Annotated in this window: 18 protein-coding genes; 10 read left to right on the forward strand and 8 right to left on the reverse strand. The window is 70.3% G+C overall.

The genetic code is table 11. From position 1 onward, the window contains the following. The first annotated feature begins 138 nt into the window (after positions 1-138). The 5 genes from ACFPCV_RS11375 to ACFPCV_RS11395 all read left to right on the forward strand — a co-directional run bounded on the left by ACFPCV_RS11375 (position 139) and on the right by ACFPCV_RS11395 (position 6,240). Entirely contained in the window at positions 139-1,638 is a 1,500-nt protein-coding gene (locus ACFPCV_RS11375; protein WP_378056056.1) for a helix-turn-helix domain-containing protein, read from the forward strand. A gap of 450 nt (positions 1,639-2,088) precedes the next feature. Next, complete coding sequence (locus ACFPCV_RS11380; RefSeq protein ID WP_378056057.1) at positions 2,089-2,493, forward strand: WhiB family transcriptional regulator; 405 nt, start codon at positions 2,089-2,091, stop codon at positions 2,491-2,493. After that, positions 2,490-2,822: a hypothetical protein gene (locus tag ACFPCV_RS11385; RefSeq protein ID WP_378056058.1), complete on the forward strand. Its 333-nt coding sequence runs from the start codon at positions 2,490-2,492 to the stop codon at positions 2,820-2,822. The genes ACFPCV_RS11380 and ACFPCV_RS11385 overlap by 4 nt, the downstream gene beginning before the upstream one ends. Before the next feature lie 95 nt (positions 2,823-2,917). Next, positions 2,918-3,778: a hypothetical protein gene (locus ACFPCV_RS11390; RefSeq protein ID WP_378056059.1), complete on the forward strand. Its 861-nt coding sequence runs from the start codon at positions 2,918-2,920 to the stop codon at positions 3,776-3,778. A gap of 374 nt (positions 3,779-4,152) precedes the next feature. Further along, on the forward strand, positions 4,153-6,240 hold the full coding sequence (locus tag ACFPCV_RS11395; RefSeq protein WP_378056060.1) for a P-loop NTPase family protein: 2,088 nt from the start codon (positions 4,153-4,155) through the stop codon (positions 6,238-6,240). A gap of 293 nt (positions 6,241-6,533) precedes the next feature. Here the strand turns inward: ACFPCV_RS11395 and ACFPCV_RS11400 are convergent, their stop codons facing one another. The 5 genes from ACFPCV_RS11400 to ACFPCV_RS11420 form a co-directional block, all read right to left on the reverse strand. After that, positions 6,534-7,271, reverse strand: a complete 738-nt coding sequence (locus ACFPCV_RS11400) for a helix-turn-helix domain-containing protein (protein ID WP_378056061.1) — start codon at positions 7,269-7,271, stop codon at positions 6,534-6,536. A 155-nt stretch (positions 7,272-7,426) separates the two neighbouring features. Next, positions 7,427-8,314, reverse strand: coding sequence for a recombinase family protein (locus tag ACFPCV_RS11405; protein WP_378056062.1), 888 nt, complete (start codon positions 8,312-8,314; stop codon positions 7,427-7,429). Between the two features lie 265 nt (positions 8,315-8,579). Beyond that, positions 8,580-9,632, reverse strand: coding sequence for a sensor histidine kinase (locus ACFPCV_RS11410; RefSeq protein WP_378056917.1), 1,053 nt, complete (start codon positions 9,630-9,632; stop codon positions 8,580-8,582). A 13-nt stretch (positions 9,633-9,645) separates the two neighbouring features. Then, positions 9,646-10,344, reverse strand: a complete 699-nt coding sequence (locus tag ACFPCV_RS11415; RefSeq protein WP_378056063.1) for a response regulator transcription factor — start codon at positions 10,342-10,344, stop codon at positions 9,646-9,648. Between the two features lie 7 nt (positions 10,345-10,351). Then, on the reverse strand, positions 10,352-11,695 hold the full coding sequence (locus ACFPCV_RS11420) for a hypothetical protein (RefSeq protein ID WP_378056064.1): 1,344 nt from the start codon (positions 11,693-11,695) through the stop codon (positions 10,352-10,354). Positions 11,696-11,837: 142 nt separating this feature from the next. Here ACFPCV_RS11420 and ACFPCV_RS11425 point away from each other — a divergent pair, with 142 nt between their 5' ends. From ACFPCV_RS11425 to ACFPCV_RS11445, 5 genes are all read left to right on the forward strand, one after another. Beyond that, positions 11,838-12,500 carry a glycosyltransferase family 2 protein gene (locus ACFPCV_RS11425; protein WP_378056065.1) on the forward strand — a complete coding sequence of 221 codons (663 nt, stop codon included), beginning with the start codon at positions 11,838-11,840 and terminating at the stop codon, positions 12,498-12,500. After that, a complete protein-coding gene (locus tag ACFPCV_RS11430) occupies positions 12,497-13,153 on the forward strand; it encodes a TIGR04282 family arsenosugar biosynthesis glycosyltransferase (protein ID WP_378056066.1) in 657 nt (218 codons plus the stop codon). Before ACFPCV_RS11425 ends, ACFPCV_RS11430 begins: the two co-directional genes overlap by 4 nt. Then, positions 13,153-13,776, forward strand: coding sequence for a methyltransferase domain-containing protein (locus tag ACFPCV_RS11435; RefSeq protein ID WP_378056067.1), 624 nt, complete (start codon positions 13,153-13,155; stop codon positions 13,774-13,776). Before ACFPCV_RS11430 ends, ACFPCV_RS11435 begins: the two co-directional genes overlap by 1 nt. 320 nt (positions 13,777-14,096) lie before the next feature. Further along, complete coding sequence (locus tag ACFPCV_RS11440; protein WP_378056918.1) at positions 14,097-15,122, forward strand: molybdopterin-dependent oxidoreductase; 1,026 nt, start codon at positions 14,097-14,099, stop codon at positions 15,120-15,122. After that, complete coding sequence (locus ACFPCV_RS11445; protein WP_378056068.1) at positions 15,122-15,565, forward strand: hypothetical protein; 444 nt, start codon at positions 15,122-15,124, stop codon at positions 15,563-15,565. The genes ACFPCV_RS11440 and ACFPCV_RS11445 overlap by 1 nt, the downstream gene beginning before the upstream one ends. Positions 15,566-15,743: 178 nt before the next feature. Here ACFPCV_RS11445 and ACFPCV_RS11450 read toward each other — a convergent pair whose 3' ends face one another. The 3 genes from ACFPCV_RS11450 to ACFPCV_RS11460 are packed head-to-tail and all read right to left on the reverse strand — an operon-like array spanning position 15,744 to position 19,402. Then, complete coding sequence (locus tag ACFPCV_RS11450) at positions 15,744-17,267, reverse strand: S1C family serine protease (RefSeq protein WP_378056069.1); 1,524 nt, start codon at positions 17,265-17,267, stop codon at positions 15,744-15,746. A gap of 54 nt (positions 17,268-17,321) precedes the next feature. Continuing rightward, positions 17,322-18,716: a HAMP domain-containing sensor histidine kinase gene (locus ACFPCV_RS11455; protein ID WP_378056070.1), complete on the reverse strand. Its 1,395-nt coding sequence runs from the start codon at positions 18,714-18,716 to the stop codon at positions 17,322-17,324. After that, positions 18,713-19,402, reverse strand: a complete 690-nt coding sequence (locus ACFPCV_RS11460) for a response regulator transcription factor (RefSeq protein WP_378056071.1) — start codon at positions 19,400-19,402, stop codon at positions 18,713-18,715. The genes ACFPCV_RS11455 and ACFPCV_RS11460 overlap by 4 nt, the downstream gene beginning before the upstream one ends. Positions 19,403-19,439: the final 37 nt, after the last annotated feature.

Here is a 19,439-nt window from a genome sequence, read left to right on the forward strand (position 1 = left end):
TCCGGAATACTCATATTCCGGTCCGGAATATGAGGAGGTCGGACGCCGCGCATGGGGCACGCGTTCACTCGTTCGCAGTACCAGCCGCCCCGATGTACGCTGGTCACAGGCGTACGGCAGGACTTGGGAGGGTGTCCTATGGGTACGGGGGCTATGCAGGCCGGGGCTGGTGACGGTCGTCGATGCGACAGTTGCGGATCACTGCTCGCGGCTGACAACAACGCCCACCTGTGCGGCGCGTGCACTCGGGACCTGCGGGACCAGCTCCGAACGCCACCTGCGCAGCTCCGGGACGACTTCTTTGACACCGACGAGTTCCACGCTGCTTTCGAAAGCGAAGACATCGGGAAGATATTTAAGGCGTATCGAAATCATCCGTACCATCTCAAGAGGTACGGCAAACCCATCAATCAAGAATTGCTCGCTCGCTGGTTGGGCATCAGCCAAGGGCTTGTGAGCAAGCTTGAGAGTGGCATGAAAAAAGAAGAGTACATTCCAACGCTGCGGCAGTACGCCAAGAAGCTTCACTTTCCGCAACGTTTGTTGTGGTTCAAACTCGATCCACGGCAGGAATTGATCATCGTTTCACGTAGCGACGCGGAATCTCGACCTGCACCCGCCAACTCGGCGGTACCCGATTCCTTGAGTTCGACTCCCGACGATGAGTTGATCTCCGTGACCGGTATGGACACAGTTGAGCTGATTCAACGTATGCGGTCCTCATCGATCAACTCTGCGACAGTCGACGCGCTGAACATTACGGTCGACCAGCTGTGCTGCGACTACGCGCATGCTGACGCCCGCAGGTTGATTGCAACCAGCAAAGAGTGGCTCAACAGGGCAACCAATCTGCTCAATAATAGACTGACACTACCCCAGCATCGAGACATTCTGCACAATGCGGGAATGCTTGCCCTGCTAGTTGGCTGCCTGGAATACGATCTTGGTCAGTCTGCCCCAGCGGAAGCAACCCGACGTATGGCGTCGAAACTCGGCGAGGAGTCCGGGGTGCCGGGCATCGTTGGCTGGTCGCACGAGATGCTGGCATGGTTTCACTTGACGGCTGGAAATCCTCGCGCCGTTGTTCCGGTCGCTGAGGCAGGGATAATTTCATCGCCGTCTCATTCTGTGGCGGTGCAGCTCTATGGTCAGCAAGCCAAGGCGTACGCGCGCATGGGAATGCGTGAACAGGTGCATGAGGCGCTGGAGCGCGGTAGCGCGCTGCTGGACAAGCTGCCGTATCCGGAGCGGCCCGACAATCACTTCGTGGTCGATCCCGATAAGTGGGACTTCTACGCTATGGACACCTACCGGATCGTCGGCGAGGACGCACTGGCTGAGCGCAACGCCAGAGAAGTGATCCGACGCAGTACGAACGCGGACGGCTTCGTCTCGTCGCCGATGCGCAAGACCGAGGCCGAGTTGACGTTGGCGGTCATAGCGGCCCGCCGTGGCGACATCGATGAGGCGTCGACACTGGGCATAGCTGCGCTGGGGGACGGGCGTCGTAGCCGCCCCTCCCTCCTGATGGTCGCAAGCGAGCTGGACCACGAGATCCGGAAGGGTGCCGGGGGTGCGCGCACGGACTTCAGTGACCTTCTCGCGGACCTCAAGCAGGCCCCCGACGCACAAGCGTAGATCAACATTCCAAGCCAGAATCTGGCACGGAATGTATTCCTCTTCTGAATATTCCATCGGAGAATAACGCGCTCGACATGCGGATATTCTCTGGTGGCATGTCATATTCCAAAGTTGTCATAGTCGTATTCTGCTGTTCGCGGCTTACTTGAGGCAGCGGCCCTGCAAACCTGCAGGTCGCCTGCCAAGAGTAAGGACCCAAACAGTCATGAAGAACGCTAATCCTCAGGCTCCACGTCTGCTTTCGATCGCGGAAGTTGCGTGGTTGCTGGGTGTCGATAACTCGCGGGTATGCCGTGCTATCCGGATGGGCTTGCTGCCGGTGGTGCGTCGGCGGCGTCGGGTGCTGATTCCGGCGCATGTGCTGGCGCATCTCGCAGCCAGTGATCTACCGGACGGTGAGCGGTGCACGGAGCCGCCCGCCGAAGCTTCCGTGCGGGGTGGTGCCTGATGGACGGGCGCATTCCGGTGGACCCCGAGGAGTACTTCACGCAGGTGGCGGCCGACCTGGACGGGTTGGCGGACGTGCCGGACGGTGCGTTGTTCGAGGTGGTGACCCGGGACGGGGCGTGCATGGTCCTGTTCCGGTTGGAGTTGGAGCCGGAGTGGACCGGGGACGACCTGACGGATCGGGAACTGGCCGCGCGGGTGTGCGCGGACTGCCCGGTGCGACGTGAGTGCCTGGAACTGGAGTTGCGGACCTCGGGTGATCGGACGCTTGGGGTGTGGGGTGCGCTGCCCGCTGACGATGTGCGGGCGCTGTATCCGGTGTGGCGGTCGCGTCGTCGGTGGCTGGGCGGGCAGGTCGGCGTCGAACCAGGTGCGGAGCCTGGCACGGGTGGTGGTCAGCGATGACCACGGGCCTGACGGTGGAACAGGTGGCGACTGGTGTCGCGTGCTTGGTGGTGCTGGCGTGGGTGTGGCGTGCGGGTGCGCGCCGTGCCCGGGCTGCGGCGGACGCGGCGCGGTCGGGTGCGCGGTTGCTGTCGCTGACCGGCCGGGTGTTGTTCACGGCCGGGGTGATCGTGGGTGTTCAGTGGCTGGTGCTCACCCACCCGTCGGTGAACGGGTGGGCGGTGGTTGCGGCGTTGGGGCTGCCCGCACTGTTCGCGTCCTACACGCTCACCCGGGCGTTGACGGTGACCACCGTGGACCTGCCGCGTAGGCGGGGTGGTCGCCGATGAACCAAGATCGTTCAGGGTTCGCGCCGGCGGGAACTGGCACCCTATCTGACCTGCGGGAACGTGCACCACGGAATGGCCCGCAGGACGCCCGGCACGTGCCGCTCACGCGGGGTCAGCGGCTGGCGCAGAACGCGGCGGAAGCGGCGGAGGTGCGAGCGTGGCAGACGCACCCGGACGTGGTGGCGTTGCGGATCGAACGGGTCCGGTCTCAGGTGGACCGGTTGTGCTGGGCCGGGATCGTGCTCGGGCTGGCGTTCACCATGACCAACGTTCAGGTGTTCGCCGCGTCCGGTGCCGGAGCGTGGTCGCTGCCGTGGCTGGCCGCGTGGGTGCTCGATCCCACGGTGTCGCTGGTGCTCATCGCGGTGTTGCGAGCCGAACAGATCACCTCCCGCTACCAAGTACGGACCGGGCGGTGGGTGCGGGCCGCGAAGTGGTTCACGCTCGCGGCCACGTACGTGATGAACACCTGGCAGTCCTGGGCGCACGGCAGCGCGGCCGGAGTGGTCCTGCACTCCGTCCCGCCGCTGCTCGTGTTCGTCGCGGCGGAGGCCGTGACCGACCTCCGCGACAAGCTGGCCGACGCCGTAACCGTTGCCATGAACGCCCGTGTGAACGGGCGCGGCACCAGTCCAATGCACGCGCCAACGGACACCAGCACGGGCGCGGTAGCTGAGACGGCCGCAGACGCACCGTCGGCTCCGTCGGCGGCCGGTGAGGAGTCCGACAGCAGAGAGGTCATCACCGATGCTGCTAGCGCGCATCCGGCTGGTCGGCGGCGGGGGACGTTCGGCGAGTACCGGGAGGCCGCGCGGCGTGCGTGGCACCCGGGCGTGGTGATCACTCCGGCGTGGGTGCGTGAGGTCACCGGTTGCTCACGTGGCCTGTCCTCCCGGTTGGCCGCCTCGTTGCGGGCCGACCTGGTGGCCGAGTGGGACCGGGAGAGCCAGCCATGACCGACTCTTCCGAGAACGCCCGGGTGAACGGCGTGAACGGTGCTGTGAACGGGTCCGACGTGAACAGCCTTGTGAACGATGCGGGCACCAGCTTGGAACGGAAGGTGTTCGACGCGGAGGTCATCGGCGACGCTTCCACCTACGGCCGGGCAGGTGCCGGTCCTGGTGTGGACGGTCCGGTGTGGTCGGTGCTCTGGTCGGTGGTGCGTGCCGCTGGTCGGGCCTGCTGGGCGCGCGTGCGCGGGCTGGCAGGCCGGATGTGGCGGTCGGACCGGATGCGGCGGGCGCGGTCGGTGACGGCCTACCGAGTGCGGAAGGCTCCGGCCGACCTGTTGCGGCTGGTGTGGTTCGTGGTTCGCGGGCATTGGCGATGGTTGGGCAAGGCGTGGTGCTGGGCTACCTACGCCGATCTGCGGGCCGATGTCCGCGCGGCGCGGCTGGCTGGTGACGTGGACGCGCGGCGTACCGCACAGGAGCTGATCCGCGCGGACGCGAAAGCACGGTGGGCGCGTGTCGGGATCGTGCTACGGCGGGCCGTGATCACTGTGCGGGTGGTCGGGCCGGTGGCCGTAGCGCTGTGGCTGGTCGACGCGTTCCTAGACCGGGCGGACATGTGGCCGTGGCTGGCCGGGACCTACGCGGCTATCGGTGGGGTGTGGACGGTGCTGACTACCGCCGTGCCCGTGCTGTTGGTGTGCCTGCCCGTGGTGTGGGCCATCGCGGCAGCGTTCGAGGGACGCGACCGGGAACCCGGCGCGAGCTGGCTGATCCAGCCCGAACGCGACGACGCAGGTTCATGGGTGGACGAACGGATGATCTCCCGCGCGCTCGCACACCTCGGTATCTCGCCGCTGAACAGGTTCTTCAAAGACGGCGGCGAACTGGTCTACACGGTACCGGCCAGAAAGGACGGAGATGGCACGTTTACACAGGTCAGACTGCCGTTAGGGGTCACCGCGGACATGGTTGCCGGGCAGCGCCCGAAGCTGGCCGCGAACCTCGGGCGGTCCGCTCTGGAGACCTGGCCGACCCAAGGCGAGGAAGCCGGAATCCTGGATCTGTGGGTGGCCGACAAGGGCACCTTGTCCGGCGGTGCTGGACCGTGGCCGCTGCTCGACGAGTCGGCAGCCGACGGGGGCCGGGCGGACGTGTTCGCCGGTGTCCCGTTCGGACTGTCCCAACGCGGCCTTGTCGTCAACGCCCCGTTGATCGGCGCGTCCTGGCTGATCGGCGGGCGGCCCGGACAGGGCAAAACGAGCGCGTTGCGCACGCTGATGTTGGGTGCCGCGCTGGACCCGACAGCGGAGCTGTGGGTGTTCGTACTCGGCGAGTCCCCCGACTTCGAGCCGTTCGCGCCACGGCTGACCCGCTACCGGATGGGCATGGATGACGCGGTAGCCGAGGCCGCGTGCCAGGCGCTGGCCGATCTCGCCGAGGAGATGGAACGGCGCGGGAAAACCCTTGGTGCACAGACAGGGCAGCCACCCAAGGTGTCCCGCAGGTTGGCCGACCAGCGGGGACTTGGCCTGCATCCGCTCGTGATCGGGATCGATGAATGCCACGAACTGTTCCAACACCCCAAGTTCGGCAAGCGCGCCGCAGAGCTGGCCGTACGCCTGGTCAAGCGAGGCCGCAAGTACGGCATCGTCCCGCTGTTCGCCACGCAGTCGCCCACTAAGGACAGCATCCCCCGGGAACTGACCCGGAACGTGGTGTGCGGGGTCGCGTTCTCTGTCGCCGACCACATCGCCAACGACGGACTGTTGGGGTCGGGCCGCTACGCGGCAGGCATCCGCGCCACCGAACTACGCACCCACACCGATAGGGGCACCTGCGTAGCGGTCGGCGTGACAGCCGAGACGTTCGAACTGATCCGCACCTACTACGTGCCCTTCGAGGATGGGGCCGACGACGTAACCCCCATCATCGCGCGCGCCATGGCACTGATCGAGGAAGACGGCCGCGCGCTGCCCGCACCACGACGGGCCGAACTGGAGCCAGCGCCCGACGCCGGACCGGACCACCTGACCGACATCGCGGCGGCCATGCAGGGAGAGCGCCGAGTCCGCACCCAAGTCGTTCTCGGCAGGCTCGCCGCACAACACCCGACCTACCAAGAGTGGACCCTGACCGACCTGCGAGACGCACTCGCCGACCTCGGGATCACGCCACAGAAGTCCGACGGCCGCATGGTCATCCGCGCGGAGGACGTCACGGCCGCGCTCCACAACCGCACCGCCAACCACATCAGGGAGGCCACCAGGGAGGAGCCAGGGAGTCAGGGAGTTCTCCCTACCCCCTCTCTGACCCCAACTCCCCGCCCTGAACAGCGCAAACGCGCGTCAGGGAGGGCAGGGAGCTTATCTCCGGCCACACCAAAAACCCCCCGGAAACGGCGGCCCGGGCCCCAACGCGGAACCTCCCTCCCTGACACCGGGGGAGGTGGTCACCACGGCCACTAACCCACTGCCCACTCCAGCCAACGCGACACAGAAGCCAGGAAGCGATGATGATCAGGAAGCGCGGGACGCGGGTATCGACCCGAAGTCATACCGATACTGGAAACGGGCGGTCACCGCCCTGCCTCCAATGACCCCGGAGGAGATCGCCGCCGTGGGGGCCGTGCTCCGCCGTATCGACGCCCGCCGTGCTCGACGCGGCCAGAGGCAGCGGTGACCCTCCGACCAACGCGAACGGCGCACCTCTCAAATCCGAGGGGTGCGCCGTTCGCTGTCTGGGGACGGTGCCCGACCCGTTAGGTGAGGTCGCCGAAGGTCACTGTGGTCCCGTCGTGGGCAACCAGGCGCAGACGGTTCCGGTCGAACACGCGCGGGCCGGGCCGCTGGACGTACTTGTCCAGGTACAGGATGGAGCCGCCCAGTGCTTTGGTGAGCATGACCCGGCGTTCGGAGTTGTCGGCGGCGTCCCACTGGGCCGCGATCGCGGCAGCGGGTTGAGCCTTCGTCGGGCCTTCCGGTGATCCTTCGGACAACGCTTCGCGTTCGGCGTAGAGCCTGTCCAGGGCGTCAACGATGGGTTTGTTGGCCTTGTCGAACGCGGCCATGGTCTTGAACTCTCGACGCCCCAACCGCTCGGAGACCGCTTCTTGGAGCTGTTCGTACTCGGCGATCTCGGCGTTGATCGCCGACAACCGGTCCGCGACCTGGGCGCGTGCCGCCTCCACCGCTGCCGCGTACCGGTCATCCGACAGGCGCAGGATCACGTAGGTCCGTAGTTCCTGGTCCACCGAGCGGAGGTCGGCGTTGACCTTGCCGCATCCCCGGCGTTCCTTCTCGCACGTGTAGTACTTCTTCCGCACCGGAGTGTTCGCCGACTGCGCGAACCGCTTCTTCACACTGATCGATGCCTGCTGTGCTGCCGTCTCCAGGATCGCGCGGATCGCGGTGTCATCGATTGTGGTGTCGAACTGGTCCCATGAGGTGACCGTGCGCACCGTGGTGCCCAGGTGCTCCGCGAACGCGGCGTCGGTCATCTCCAATGCGGCTTGAAGTGCGCGGGCAAGCTGCGGCGTCCACGCGAGGTTGCGGTAGAAACCGTCACCGTTGCGGGCCGTGAGCCTCGCGCCGCAACCGGGCTCACCGCACCGGATAATCCCGGTGCCGACATAGCCTGGACCGACCTCGCCCGCTACCCGTCCTTACGGCGAGCGGCGTACTTGGAGCGCAACAGGTCGAACTTGCGCGGGTCCACGATGGGGTCTCCCGGCATCGTCGCGACCAGTTCACCATCGGACTCGACCAGCCCGGCGTTCGTGGGACGGGACAGCACGGACTTGACCGTCAGCCGCACCCACCTACGGCCCTCCGCCGTGAACAAGCCCTGGTCGTTCCACTCCCGAGCGATCACCGCTTCGGAGACGCCGGACAACGCCGCGTCCGTCGCCTCAGCCAACGTGCGACGTTCCCGGGCCACCAGCGCGTCCGGCACCATCGGCCGGTCATCGTCCGTCTCACCCTCGCCTGGCGTCCACGTCAGGTCCCGACCAGGCCACCCGAACCGGCGCGGTCCGCCAATGTGCCCGATGCCGTTTTCCCGGAACGTGCGGAACCGACGCTTGATCCGACGCGACGTGTCATCCGACGACCGCGCCGCGTGCGCGACCTCGATCCGCAGAATGAACCGGTCATCCGGGTCCGCCAGGTCACGCGAACCGTGGGCACTGACGACCACGAACCCCTTGTCCGCGAGATCGATCAACTTTTCCAGGTCTCGCGGCTGCCGAAACAGGCGGTCGGTGTGCCACACCACGATCCCGTCCGACGCACCCGAAGCCACCCGCTCCAGCAGCTTCGCCCACCCCGGACGGCGCACGTTCTTCTTCCACGCCGACAACCCGTCGTCCAACTCCTGACCCAGCGTGCCGCCCAACCGCTCGATCACCCTCCGGTTGTCCGCCCACTGCGTCTCGATCTTCTCGAACTCACCCGTGTTCGGGTTCTTCGACAACCGCGCATACGAGTCGAACACCGGCACACCCGCGGCCTGACCTGCGCTAACGTTCTTCCGTGTCCCCATGCACGGACTGTATGTCGGCAAATGGGAGTTCGCCTAGGGCGGACCACCGACACAGAAGCCGCCGCGCACCGCGGTTGTCCACAGCCAGGGGCACAGTCAGGGCACTGTCCACAGCCCTCGCGCCGGACCACGAGAAATGTCGGTGCCCTGCCGTAACGTGGTTCGAGGGGGGCCGGAGGCCACACCCGTCCGCTCCCTGTGGACAAGCCGACAAGAACTGTCGGTGCAGGCCGCTACGCTGGATTCCGGGGGCCGGAGGCCACCATCACCCGGTCGCCAGCGGCAACCGCACCTCGAACCGGCACCCCGGCCCGTGGTTCCGCGCGTTGATCCGCCCCCTGTGCGCCTCCACGAGCCCCTTCGCGATCGCCAGCCCGAGCCCGCCGCCGACCTGTTCCTCCGCCGACCGTGACGGCGTCCGCGCGGCGCTGCCCCGGAACGCGACGTCGAACACCCGGGAAAGCTCGCCGTCCGGGATCCCGCCGCACCCGTCGTCGACCGCGAGCACCGCGTCCCCGCCGTCCACCCCCACCTGCACCGCCACCGTCCCGTCCGGCGGGGTGTGCCGGATCGCGTTGGACACGAGGTTGCGGACCACCCGCGCGAGCTCCGGGTCCGACCCCAGCACCACCGGCGCGGTGGCCGCGTTCGCCAGCACCCGCACCCGTTTCCGCTGCGCCACCGGCACCTGCGCCGCCAGCACGTCCGAGACCACCTCGCGCAACGCCACCTGCGACATGGTCAGCCGCAACGCGCCCGCCGTGATCCTCGACAGCTCGAAGAGGTCGTCGACCATCCCCGACAGCCGCCGCGTCTCGCCGCCGATGCGGCTCGCGTACCCGGCCACCTCCGAGGGCGACGACACCACACCGTCGGCCAGCGCCTCCGCCATCGCGCGGATCCCGGCCAGCGGGGTGCGCAGGTCGTGGCTGATCCACGCCACCAGCTCACGCCGCGACGCCTCGGCGGCGCGTTCCCGTTCCCGCGCCTCCCGCTCCCACACGCTGCGCCGCGCGATCGCCCTGCCGAGCAGCAGCGCCACCGGCACCGTCACCAGCAGCACCAGCACGCACACCAGCGACATCGTGGTCAGCGTCGCGTTGAACATGAACCCGCTGATGCCGAGCACCCCGGTCAGCATCGCGACCACCGGCACCAGCACCAGCACGGTCATCGTCGTCGTCAGCGAGCCGCGGCGCACCCAGTACAGCAGCGCCGTCCCGGCCGCGACGACCGGCAGCACCAGCGCGAGCGCGTACGGCAGGATGTGCAGCGCGTGGGTGATCATCGCGCTGAACGACTCGCTCGGCTCGATCATGCCCTGCGCCTGGTCACGCCCGGTCATAGCGATACCCCACCCCCCACACGGTCGCGATGCGCGCCGGCTTCGCTGGGGTCCTCTCGATCTTCTCGCGCAACCGTCGCACGTGGACGGTCACCGTGGACTGGTCGCCGAAGTCCCAGCCCCACACCTTCTCCAGCAGCTGCTCACGGGTGAACGCCTCGCCGGGGTGGGTCATCAGGAACGCGAGCAGGTCGAACTCGCGGGTCGTCAGCGGCAGCTCGGTGCCCGCGAGCGTCGCCCGGCGCGCACCGGCGTCGAGCCGCAGGTCGCCGTCGACCACGTCCGCCGAGGACGCCGCTGGCGCCGAACCACCGGAGCGCCGCAGCACCGACGACACCCGCAGCGCCAGCTCCCGGGGGCTGAACGGTTTCGTCACGTAGTCGTCGGCACCCAGCTGCAGCCCGGCGATGCGGTTCTCCTCCTCGCCGAGCGCGGTCAGCATCACCACCGGCACCGCGCTGGTCTGCCGCAGCCTGCGGCACACCTCGAGCCCGTCGATGCCCGGCAGCATCAGGTCGAGCACCACCAGGTCCGGGTCGTGGTCGGCGATCCACGCGAGCGCGTCCTCGCCGTTGTCGGCGAGCGCGACCCGGTGCCCGGCCAGCTCGAGGTACCGCCGGACGACGTCGCGCACCGTCAGGTCGTCGTCCACCACGAGCACGGTCGACTGGGTCGAATGAGTCACGGCCACCTCACCAGGTCGTCAGCAGGACATGGTTGACCACCAGCGCCACCCCGGCCTGCGCCGCGAGCCACCAGCGCCGCGTTTCCGGTGGCAACCGCACCGCCGCCAGCACCAACCACACCGCGAACGGTAGCCAAATGCGTTCGACCTCCGCTTTCGAGAGCCCCGAGACGGTGGCGGTGAGCACCGCGAGCGCGGCGCCGCGGACCAGCACGTCGACCGGTTCCCGGAAGCCTAGGAAGTCGGTGCGGCGCAGCCCGGCGACCGCGGCGGGCCCGACGGCGAGCGTGAGGCACGCCAGGTTCGCCCACACCCAGTACCAGTACGGCCGGTCCGACGCGATGCCCTGGTAGTAGCGCTCGACGACCAGCTGGTACCCGTCGAGCCACCAGAACCCGGCGAACGCGAACACCGCCACCACGGCCAGCGCACCGGGCACCGCGTACAGCAGCGCACGCCAGTTCTTCGTCACCAGCACGACGGCCAGCGCGATCGGCCCCATCAGCAGCAGCCCGTAGGACAGGAAGATCCCGAACCCGAGCACGATCCCGCCCGCGGCGCACAGCGCCCGCCCGCCCCGGCCGGCACCGAGTGCGAACAACGCGATCCCGCAGGCCGTGACCCCGGCGAACATGGCGTCGGCGGAGACACCGAGCCAGATCGCGCCCGGCATCAGCGCGACGAACGGCACCGCCGCCCGCGCGAGGTCGGTCCGCCCGAGCGCCGCGACGGTCACCGGCACCGCGACCGCGACGGCCGCGCCCGCGAGCACGCACACCACCCCCGCCGCGCCGCCGCCGGACAGGCCGACGCGGTCGAGCCACACGAACACCAGCGTCGCGACCGGCGGGTGCCCGGACACGTGCGTCGGCCACGAGTCCGGCTGGAAGTCGACGATCCGGGACGCGAACCCGGACAGGAACGCCGGGATGTCGGTGATCTCGTCGACCACGCCGAGGTACTCCCCGCCCGCCGCGAGCTTGTGGGCGACGCCGCGGTGCCAGCCGTCCACCAGCGCCAGCGCGAAGATCCACGCGACGGCGAGTGCGTACCCGGCGCCGAGCAGCGCACCCCACCGCAGGCGCTCGGCCAGCACCGGTCCCCACACCACGGTGGCGACGGCGATCACCACGGCGGCCAGCGACGCGGGCGCCACCCTCGGGTAGAGGTCGGCGAGCACCGGGTACTCGCCGAACCGCGGCGCGGCCCTCGGGTGCAGGTCGGCGCCGTAGTTGCGGGCGCCGGTCAGGAAGCCGACGGCGGTGGTGACGAGGACGAAGCCGATGGCGGCACCACCGGCGACGAGGTCGCCGCGGACGGTCTTCTTCTGCGCGGGAGGGGCGAGGACCACGGGTGGACCGTAGGTCGCCGAAGTGCTTGGCGCGCGGTGGTTCCCGGATCCGTCAGAACTCCGTAATGATTGGCCCGCCGTCACAATTCGGTAAGCACCGCAAGGGTTTTCGTCCCTCCCGCGTGGACCTAGCTTCGATGACATGACGACCTGGACCGCACCCGTCGACGTGGTGCTCCCCTGTCTCGACGAGGCTGCCGCGCTGCCCGGGGTGCTCACCGCGCTACCCGCGGGCTACCGCGCGATCGTGGTGGACAACGGTTCCACCGACGGCTCACCGGAGATCGCCGCGGCGCACGGCGCGACCGTCGTGCACGAACCGCGCAGGGGCTACGGCGCGGCCGTGCACACCGGGCTGACGCAGGCCAGCGCCGGGATCGTGTGCTTCCTCGACGCGGACGGCTCGCTGGACCCGGCCGAACTGGCGGGGCTAGTGGCCGAGGTGGTGGCGGGCGCGCACCTCGCGGTGGGCAGGCGGGTGCCGGTGTCGCGGGGTGTGTGGCCGTGGCACGCGCGGGCCGGGAACCGGGTGCTGGCGGCGATTCTGCGGCGGCGCGGGCTGGCGGTGTCGGACATCGCGCCCGCGCGGGCGGTGCGGCGCACCGACCTGCTGGCGCTCGGGGTGGCGGACCGCGCGTTCGGGTATCCGCTCGAACTGCTGCTGCGGGCCGCGGACGCCGGCTGGTCGGTCGTGGAACGCGACGTCGCGTACCGGCCGAGGGCGGCAGGCACGCGGTCGAAGGTGTCGGGTTCGGTGCGTGGCACGGCGCGCGCGGTGCGGGACATGGCCGCGGTGCTGCGATGAGTGCCGTGCTGCTGGTCGTGGCGAAGGCGCCGGTGGCCGGGTTCGCGAAGACGCGGCTCGCGCCCGCGGTCGGCGCCCGGCACGCGGCCCGGCTGGCGGCGGCCGCGCTGCTGGACACGGTGGACTGCGTGCGTGCGATGCCGGACGTGGTGCCGGTGTACGCGCTGACCGGCGACCTCGCCGCGGCGGAGCGGTCGGCGGAGCTGGTGGCGGCGCTCGCGGACCGCGTGGTGATCCCGCAGCGCGGCACGGGCTTCGCGGACCGGCTGGCCAACGCGCACGCCGACGTCGCGGCACGCTTCCCCGGCACGCCGGTGCTCCAGGTGGGAACGGATACGCCACAGCTGCGTCCCGCGCTGCTGACCGGTGCGCTGACGCAGCTGACCGAGGTCGACGCGGTGCTGGGCCCGGCGGCGGACGGCGGCTGGTGGGCGCTGGGACTGCGGCGCCCCGCGGACGCGCACGTTCTGCGCACGGTGCCGATGTCGCGGGCGGACACCGGCGAGCTGACGCTGTTCGCCCTGCGCGGTCTTGGTTTGCGGGTGTCGCACCTGCCCGTGTTGTCCGATGTGGACACGGTGGCCGACGCGGCGGGCGTGGCCGCGCAGATCCCGGCGTCCCGGTTCGCGCACGCGTTCCGGGAGGCGGTCTGATGATCGACACGCATTTCGAGCCGGGTCTGCTCGGTGCGCGGTGCTGGCTGGAGCTGGCGACGGGCGAGCGGATCAGCCTGCGGACCGAACGCTGGCGGGCGGCACCGGACCCGGGTGACGAGTTGTTGCTGCGCAGTTGTTCTGGGCCGACCCTCGACATCGGCTGCGGCCCCGGCAGGCTGACCGCGGCACTGGCGGAACGCGGGGTGCTGGCGCTGGGCACGGACGTGTCGGCGGTGGCGGTGCGGCTGACGAGGGAGGCGGGCGCACCGGCGATCCGGCGGGACGTGTTCGCCCCGCAGCCGGGCGAGGGCCGGTGGCGGCACGCGCTGCTGGCGGACGGCAACATCGGGATCGGCGGCGATCCCGTGCGGCTGCTGGGGCGGGTGCGGGAGCTGCTCGGTACGGGCGGGAGCGCGCTGGTGGAGGTGGACCCGCCGGGCACGGGCCTGCGCAGGGGCCAGGTCCGGTTGTCCACAAGCGACAGCCCGGGCGGCCGGTGGTTCGACTGGGCGTGGCTGGGCGCGGACGCGGTCGCGACGACCGCCGCCAGCGCCGGGCTGACCCCCGGCTGGCTACGGGCGGCGGGCGGCCGCTGGTTCACGGAGTTGATCAAGCCATGACCGAGCCACCTGCTCGCGGGGCGGCCGCCGGCCCCCCGGAATCCAGCGTAACGCCGGGCACCGACAACGACGGCGTCCGCGAAGCGGTTGTCCACAAGCCGCACAGCGACCGAGCCGAAACCGCCGAGGCCGCGGCCTCCGGCCCCCCGGAATCCAGCGTAGCGGCGGGCACCGACGACGACGGGCGGCGTCGTGGGGTTGTCCACAGGTTGCTGCCTTCGCCCGGCAGCGGGCTCGGGCGGTTCATCCAGCGGGTCCAGCCCCACGAGGAGAGTTTTCGCGGACCCGCCCACCACGAGAAGGTCACCGCCCGCCTCGGGATGTGGCTGGGGGTCGCGTTCCTGCTCTGCTTCCTCACCGGGCTGCTCAGCCACCTCGTCCAGCACCCGCCCGCGTGGTTCGGCTGGCCCGCCCGGCCCGCCGGGCTGTACCAGGTCACGCAGGGCATCCACGTCATCGCCGGGATCGCCGCGGTTCCGCTGCTGCTCGCCAAGCTCTGGTCGGTCTACCCCAAGCTGTTCAGCCGCCCGGTCGTCCGTTCGCTGCCCCACGCGCTCGAACGGCTCTCCATCCTCGTCCTCTCCGGGGCCGCGTTCTTCGAACTGGCCACCGGCCTGTTCAACGTCGCCCAGAACTATCCGTGGTCCTTCTACTTCCTCGCCGCCCACTACGCGGTCGGCTGGGTCGCCGCCGGGTCCGTGTTGCTGCACGTCGCGGTGAAGCTGCCCGTGATCCGGCGTGGGCTCACCCGGCTGACGCCCGTCGACACCGCGCGGCGATCGTTCCTCCGCACCGGTTACCTCGCCACCGCCGTCGCGGTCGTCGCCACCGCCGGGGCCACGGTCCCCCTGCTGCGCAACGTCTCCCCGTTGTCGTGGCGGTCGGATCGCGGTCCGCAGGGGCTGCCCGTGAACCGCACCGCCGCGGCCGCGCGGGTGACCGTCGACCCTGGTTGGCGGCTGGAGATCGTCACCAGGACCGGCGTCACGCGGTTGTCCCTCGCCCAGCTGACCGGCCTGCCGCAGCGGACCGCCGAGTTGCCCATCGCGTGTGTCGAGGGCTGGAGCCAAAGCGCCGTCTGGACCGGGGTGCCCGTCGCCGACCTCATCGAACTCGTCGGCGCGCCCGGCGGCAGCGAGGTCCGGGTGACCTCACTGGAACGTCGCGGTGCCTACCGGGCCAGCACGCTTCCCGGTTCCCATACGCGTGACCCGGACACGCTCCTCGCGTTGCGGCTGAACGGGGAGGTCCTCGCGCTCGACCACGGGTTCCCGGCCCGGATCATCGCGCCGAGCAGGCCCGGGGTGCTGCAGACCAAGTGGGTCCACCGCCTGGAGGTGCTCTGATGCGCTGGCCACTCGCCATCGCCGGGCTGGCACTGCTCGCCTACGGTGCCGTCCTCACGTGGGAGTTCGCCACCTCCCGCACCGTCAACGCCGTCCAGGGCGCCGCCTGGTTCCTCGGCGGGCCGCTCGTCCACGACGGGCTCGTCGCGCCGGTCGTCGGGCTCGTCGGGCTCGGGATCGGGCGGGTCCTGCCCCGGCCGTGGCGTGCGCCGGTCGTGGCCGGGCTCGTGCTCACCGGGGTGCTGGCACTGCTGAGCCTGCCGTTGCTGTGGCGCCCGTTCGGTGTCGTCACCAACCCCGGCCTGCACGACCGCGACTACGGGACCGGGCTCGCCATCGCGGTCGGGTTCGTGTGGGCCGTGGTGGTCGTCGTCGGAGTGGCCCGGCAGCACCGGTCCCGACTGGCCGCAAGACGGGACCAATCCCGTTGCCGGCACCACTGAGGTGGCCCCTGGACGGCGAGCGCCGCACGCGGGCGAGCGAGGGGTTGACCGTCCGCGTGCGGCGTCGCGCAGAGCCCCGCATGGAGCCCTTCCCGGCTCGGGGGCATCGAGCCGGAGTTGGTCTCGGCCGCGTCCTGCGGCCGAGCGTTCGACGGGACTCAAATGGTTCCCGAGTCAATCATTGTGGTTCGACCGTCTGACCGGCAAGCGTCGCGTCAACTGTGCGCGAACCGTTGTCCAACTCAAGCCGAACCTTGTCCCCCGGCGCGTGGGAGCGGACCGCGGCCACGAGCGCGTCGGACGTGGGGATCCGCCGTTCGTCGAGCTTGGTGACCACGTCGCCGTTCTTCAGGCCGGCCTTCTCCCCGGCGCCACCGGCGACGACGTCCACGATCAGCGCACCACCGTCCGGGTTGTCGCGCACGCTCACCCCGAGCACGGTCTGGGTGGCCTTACCGGTCTCGACGATCTCCTTCGCCGTGCGTTTGGCCTGGTCGATCGGGATCGCGAAACCGATGCCGACCGAACCGCCCTGCCCGGTGCCCGCCTGCGGCGAGTAGATGGCCGAGTTGATGCCGACGATCTGGCCCTGCATGTTGACCAGCGGGCCACCGGAGTTGCCGGGGTTGATCGCGGCGTCGGTCTGGATCGCGTCCAGCACGGTCGCCTGCGAACCGTCCTCGCCGCCCGCGCGGGTCGGCCGGTGCAGCGAGGAGACGATGCCGGAGGTGACGGTGCCGGACAGCTCGAACGGCGACCCGATCGCGACCACGCCCTGCCCGACCCTGAGCGCCTCGGAGCTGCCCAGCTCCGCGACCGGCAGACCGGTCCTGCCCTGGGCCTTGACCACGGCGACGTCCGAGGTCGGGTCGCGGCCGACGATGGTGGCGGCGGCGGAGCTGCCGTCCTGGAACACGGCCTGGATCCGGCCGTCCTCCGCGGCGGCCTCGACCACGTGGTTGTTGGTCACGATCAGCCCGTCGGAGCTGATGACGAAGCCGGACCCCTCCCCTGCGGCGGACCGGCCCTGGACCTGCAACTGCACCACGCTGGGGGACACCTTCGCCGCCACCGCCTCGACCGACCCCGCAGGCGCGGCGGACGTCTCCTGGGCGGGCGGTTTCTGGTCGAGGGCGTTGGTGACCGGCGCGCTCGCGGTGCTGTCGGCGACGAGGTAGCCGCCGAGCGCACCGGCACCGCCACCGACGAGGAGCGCGAGCACCGCGACCCCGGCGACGAGCGCGCCACTGCCGCGCCGCTGCTCCGGCACGTCCCGCCGCGGCCTGCTCGGCGGGTTCGGGTTGGGAAGGTAGTTCCCGGTCGGCGGTGTCGGGCCCGCGACCGCGGACCCGAACAGCACCGGATCGGCGGGTTGCCGGCCGGTGGGCGCGGCCGTCCACTGGTTCCGCTGCGGGTACGCGGCGCCCTCGGCGGGCCGGGCCCATCCGCTCTGCTGCGCGGCCCACCCGCCCTGCGCGGCTCCCCCGGAAGACCGGTCATCCTGGACGTTCGTTCCCTGCGGGTGTTCCGGCACGTGCTGCGCGGCAGGCGCGACGTCCGCCGCAGGCGTCGCGTCGGCGGGCGGTGCCTGCGCGTCGCTCACCGCCGGTTCACCCTGTGCGGCGGGCGCCCACTCGCCCTGCGAAGCGGCACCCTGCTCGCCACCTGGCTGCTCGCCACCTGGCCGGTTGTCGTCCGTCATGTGACCACCTTCCGCCTCGGTCCTGAGAACGGCCTGAGACCAACCTATGCGGAACTACAGAATCGGCTCTGAACTCCCGGGCAGCCTCATCGCGATGAGTGCCCCGCCGTCGGCCGATCTACCCGCGAACACCGCACCGCCGTGCCGCTGCGCCGCGCTTTTCACGATCGCGAGGCCCAGCCCCGACCCGGGCAGCGTGCGTGCCTCGTCGGACCGGTAGAAGCGGTCGAACACGTGCGGCAGGTCCGAGTCCTTGATGCCCGGCCCGGCGTCGGCGACCTGCAGGAACGCGTACCCGTGCGCGGCGGGCCGCAGGTCGACCCGCACGGTCCCGTCCGGCGGCGAGAACTTCACCGCGTTGTCGAGGAGGTTCAGCACCGCCCGCTCCAGCGCGTGCGGTTCGCCGACCAGGAACCACGGCTGCAGGTCCACCTCGAAGTGCACGTCGGCGGCCCGCCGCCGCGCCCGCGCGAGCGCCTGTTCGACGACCTCCACCATGTCCACCCGCTCCTGGGTGAGCGGTGGCGCGTCCTCCCGCGCCAGCTCGACGAGGTCGCCGATGAGCTGGGTCAGCTCGTCGAGCTGTGCGCGCAGGTCCTCGTGGATCTCCTCACGATCGGACTCGGACAGCCGCGGCGCGTTCGGTTTCTCCGCGGACAGCAGCAGCTCCAGGTTCGTCCGCAGCGAGGTCAGCGGGGTGCGCAGCTCGTGCCCGGCGTCCGCGACGAGCTGCCGCTGCCGGTTCTGCGCGTCCGCGACCGCGGCCAGCATGAGGTTGAAGCTGTGCGACAACCTGGCCAGCTCGTCGTCGCCGTCGACCTGGATCGGCCGCAGGTCACCGGTGGTGGCGACGCGCTCGGTCGCGCGGGTCAGCCGCTGCACCGGTCGCAACCCGGTCCTGGCCACGGCCGTGCCCGCGGCCGCCGCGACCAGGACACCCGCGCCGCCGATCAGCAGCAGCACCAGCGACAGGTCCGCGAGCTGTTTCCTCGTCGGCCCCCACGACTGCGCCAGCACCAGCGCGTCACGCTGGTACGGCACGGCGACCACCCGCGAGTCGGACTTGGCGTCCGTGCGGATGTTCGGCGCGCCGCCCCTCGCGACGGCCACCTCGGCCGGCCCGATCGGCGGCAGGCTCTCCATGGTGCCGATGACCACGTCACCGGTGTCGTCGACCAGCGCCACCTCGACCCCGGAGAGCCCGAGCAGGCCGACGGGCAGCCGCTCACCGGAGGAGGTCTCCACGATCCACTTGTTCTGCACCGTGGCCTGCGCCTTCTGCCACAGGGTCTCGTCGAGCTGGGTGTACAGGTTCTCCCGGACCGTCCAGTAGGCGCCGAGCGACACCAGCGCCACCGCACCCGCCACACAGCTGGCCGCGAGCAGTGTCACCCGCGACCGGAGCGACACCCGCTGCTTCGCGGCGGGTGTCGCGGACGTCAAGGTCACGGAGGCGTCTCCCGCAGCACGTAACCGATGCCGCGCACCGTGTGGATCAGCCTCGGCTCACCCTCGGCCTCGGTCTTGCGGCGCAGGTAGCCGATGTACACCTCGAGCGCGTTGCCGGAGGTCGGGAAGTCGTAGCCCCAGACCTCCTCCAGGATCCGGCTGCGGGTCAGCACCTGCTTGGGGTGCGCGAGCAGCAGTTCGAGCAGGGAGAACTCGGTGCGGGTCAGGCTGATCGGCCGGTCGCCGCGCTTGACGTCCCGCGTGCCGGGGTCCAGTTCGAGCCCGGCGAAGCTCAGCGCCTGCGGCGCGGGCCCGGTCGTGTCGAAGGTGCGGCGGCGCAGCAGCGCACGCAGCCGGGCCAGCAGCTCCTCCAGCGCGAACGGCTTCGGCAGGTAGTCGTCGGCGCCGGCGTCGAGCCCCGACACCCGGTCCGACACCGTGTCCCGTGCGGTCAGCACGAGGATCGGCAGGTCGTCGCCGGTGCCGCGGAGCCTGCGGCACACCTCCAGCCCGTCAAGGCGCGGCATCATCACGTCGAGCACCATGGCGTCCGGCCGCGCGTTCGTCACCGAGTCCAGTGCCTGCTGGCCGTCACTGGCCAGGTCGACCTGGTAGCCGTTGAACTGCAGCGACCGCCGAAGCGACTCGCGAACGGCCCGGTCGTCGTCGACAACGAGGATGCGCATGCGGCCAGTGTTACGCGCCGTGCTGAGACCTGCCTGA

Source organism: Actinophytocola glycyrrhizae (genome assembly GCF_042653545.1).
Lineage (GTDB): Bacteria > Actinomycetota > Actinomycetes > Mycobacteriales > Pseudonocardiaceae > Actinophytocola > Actinophytocola glycyrrhizae.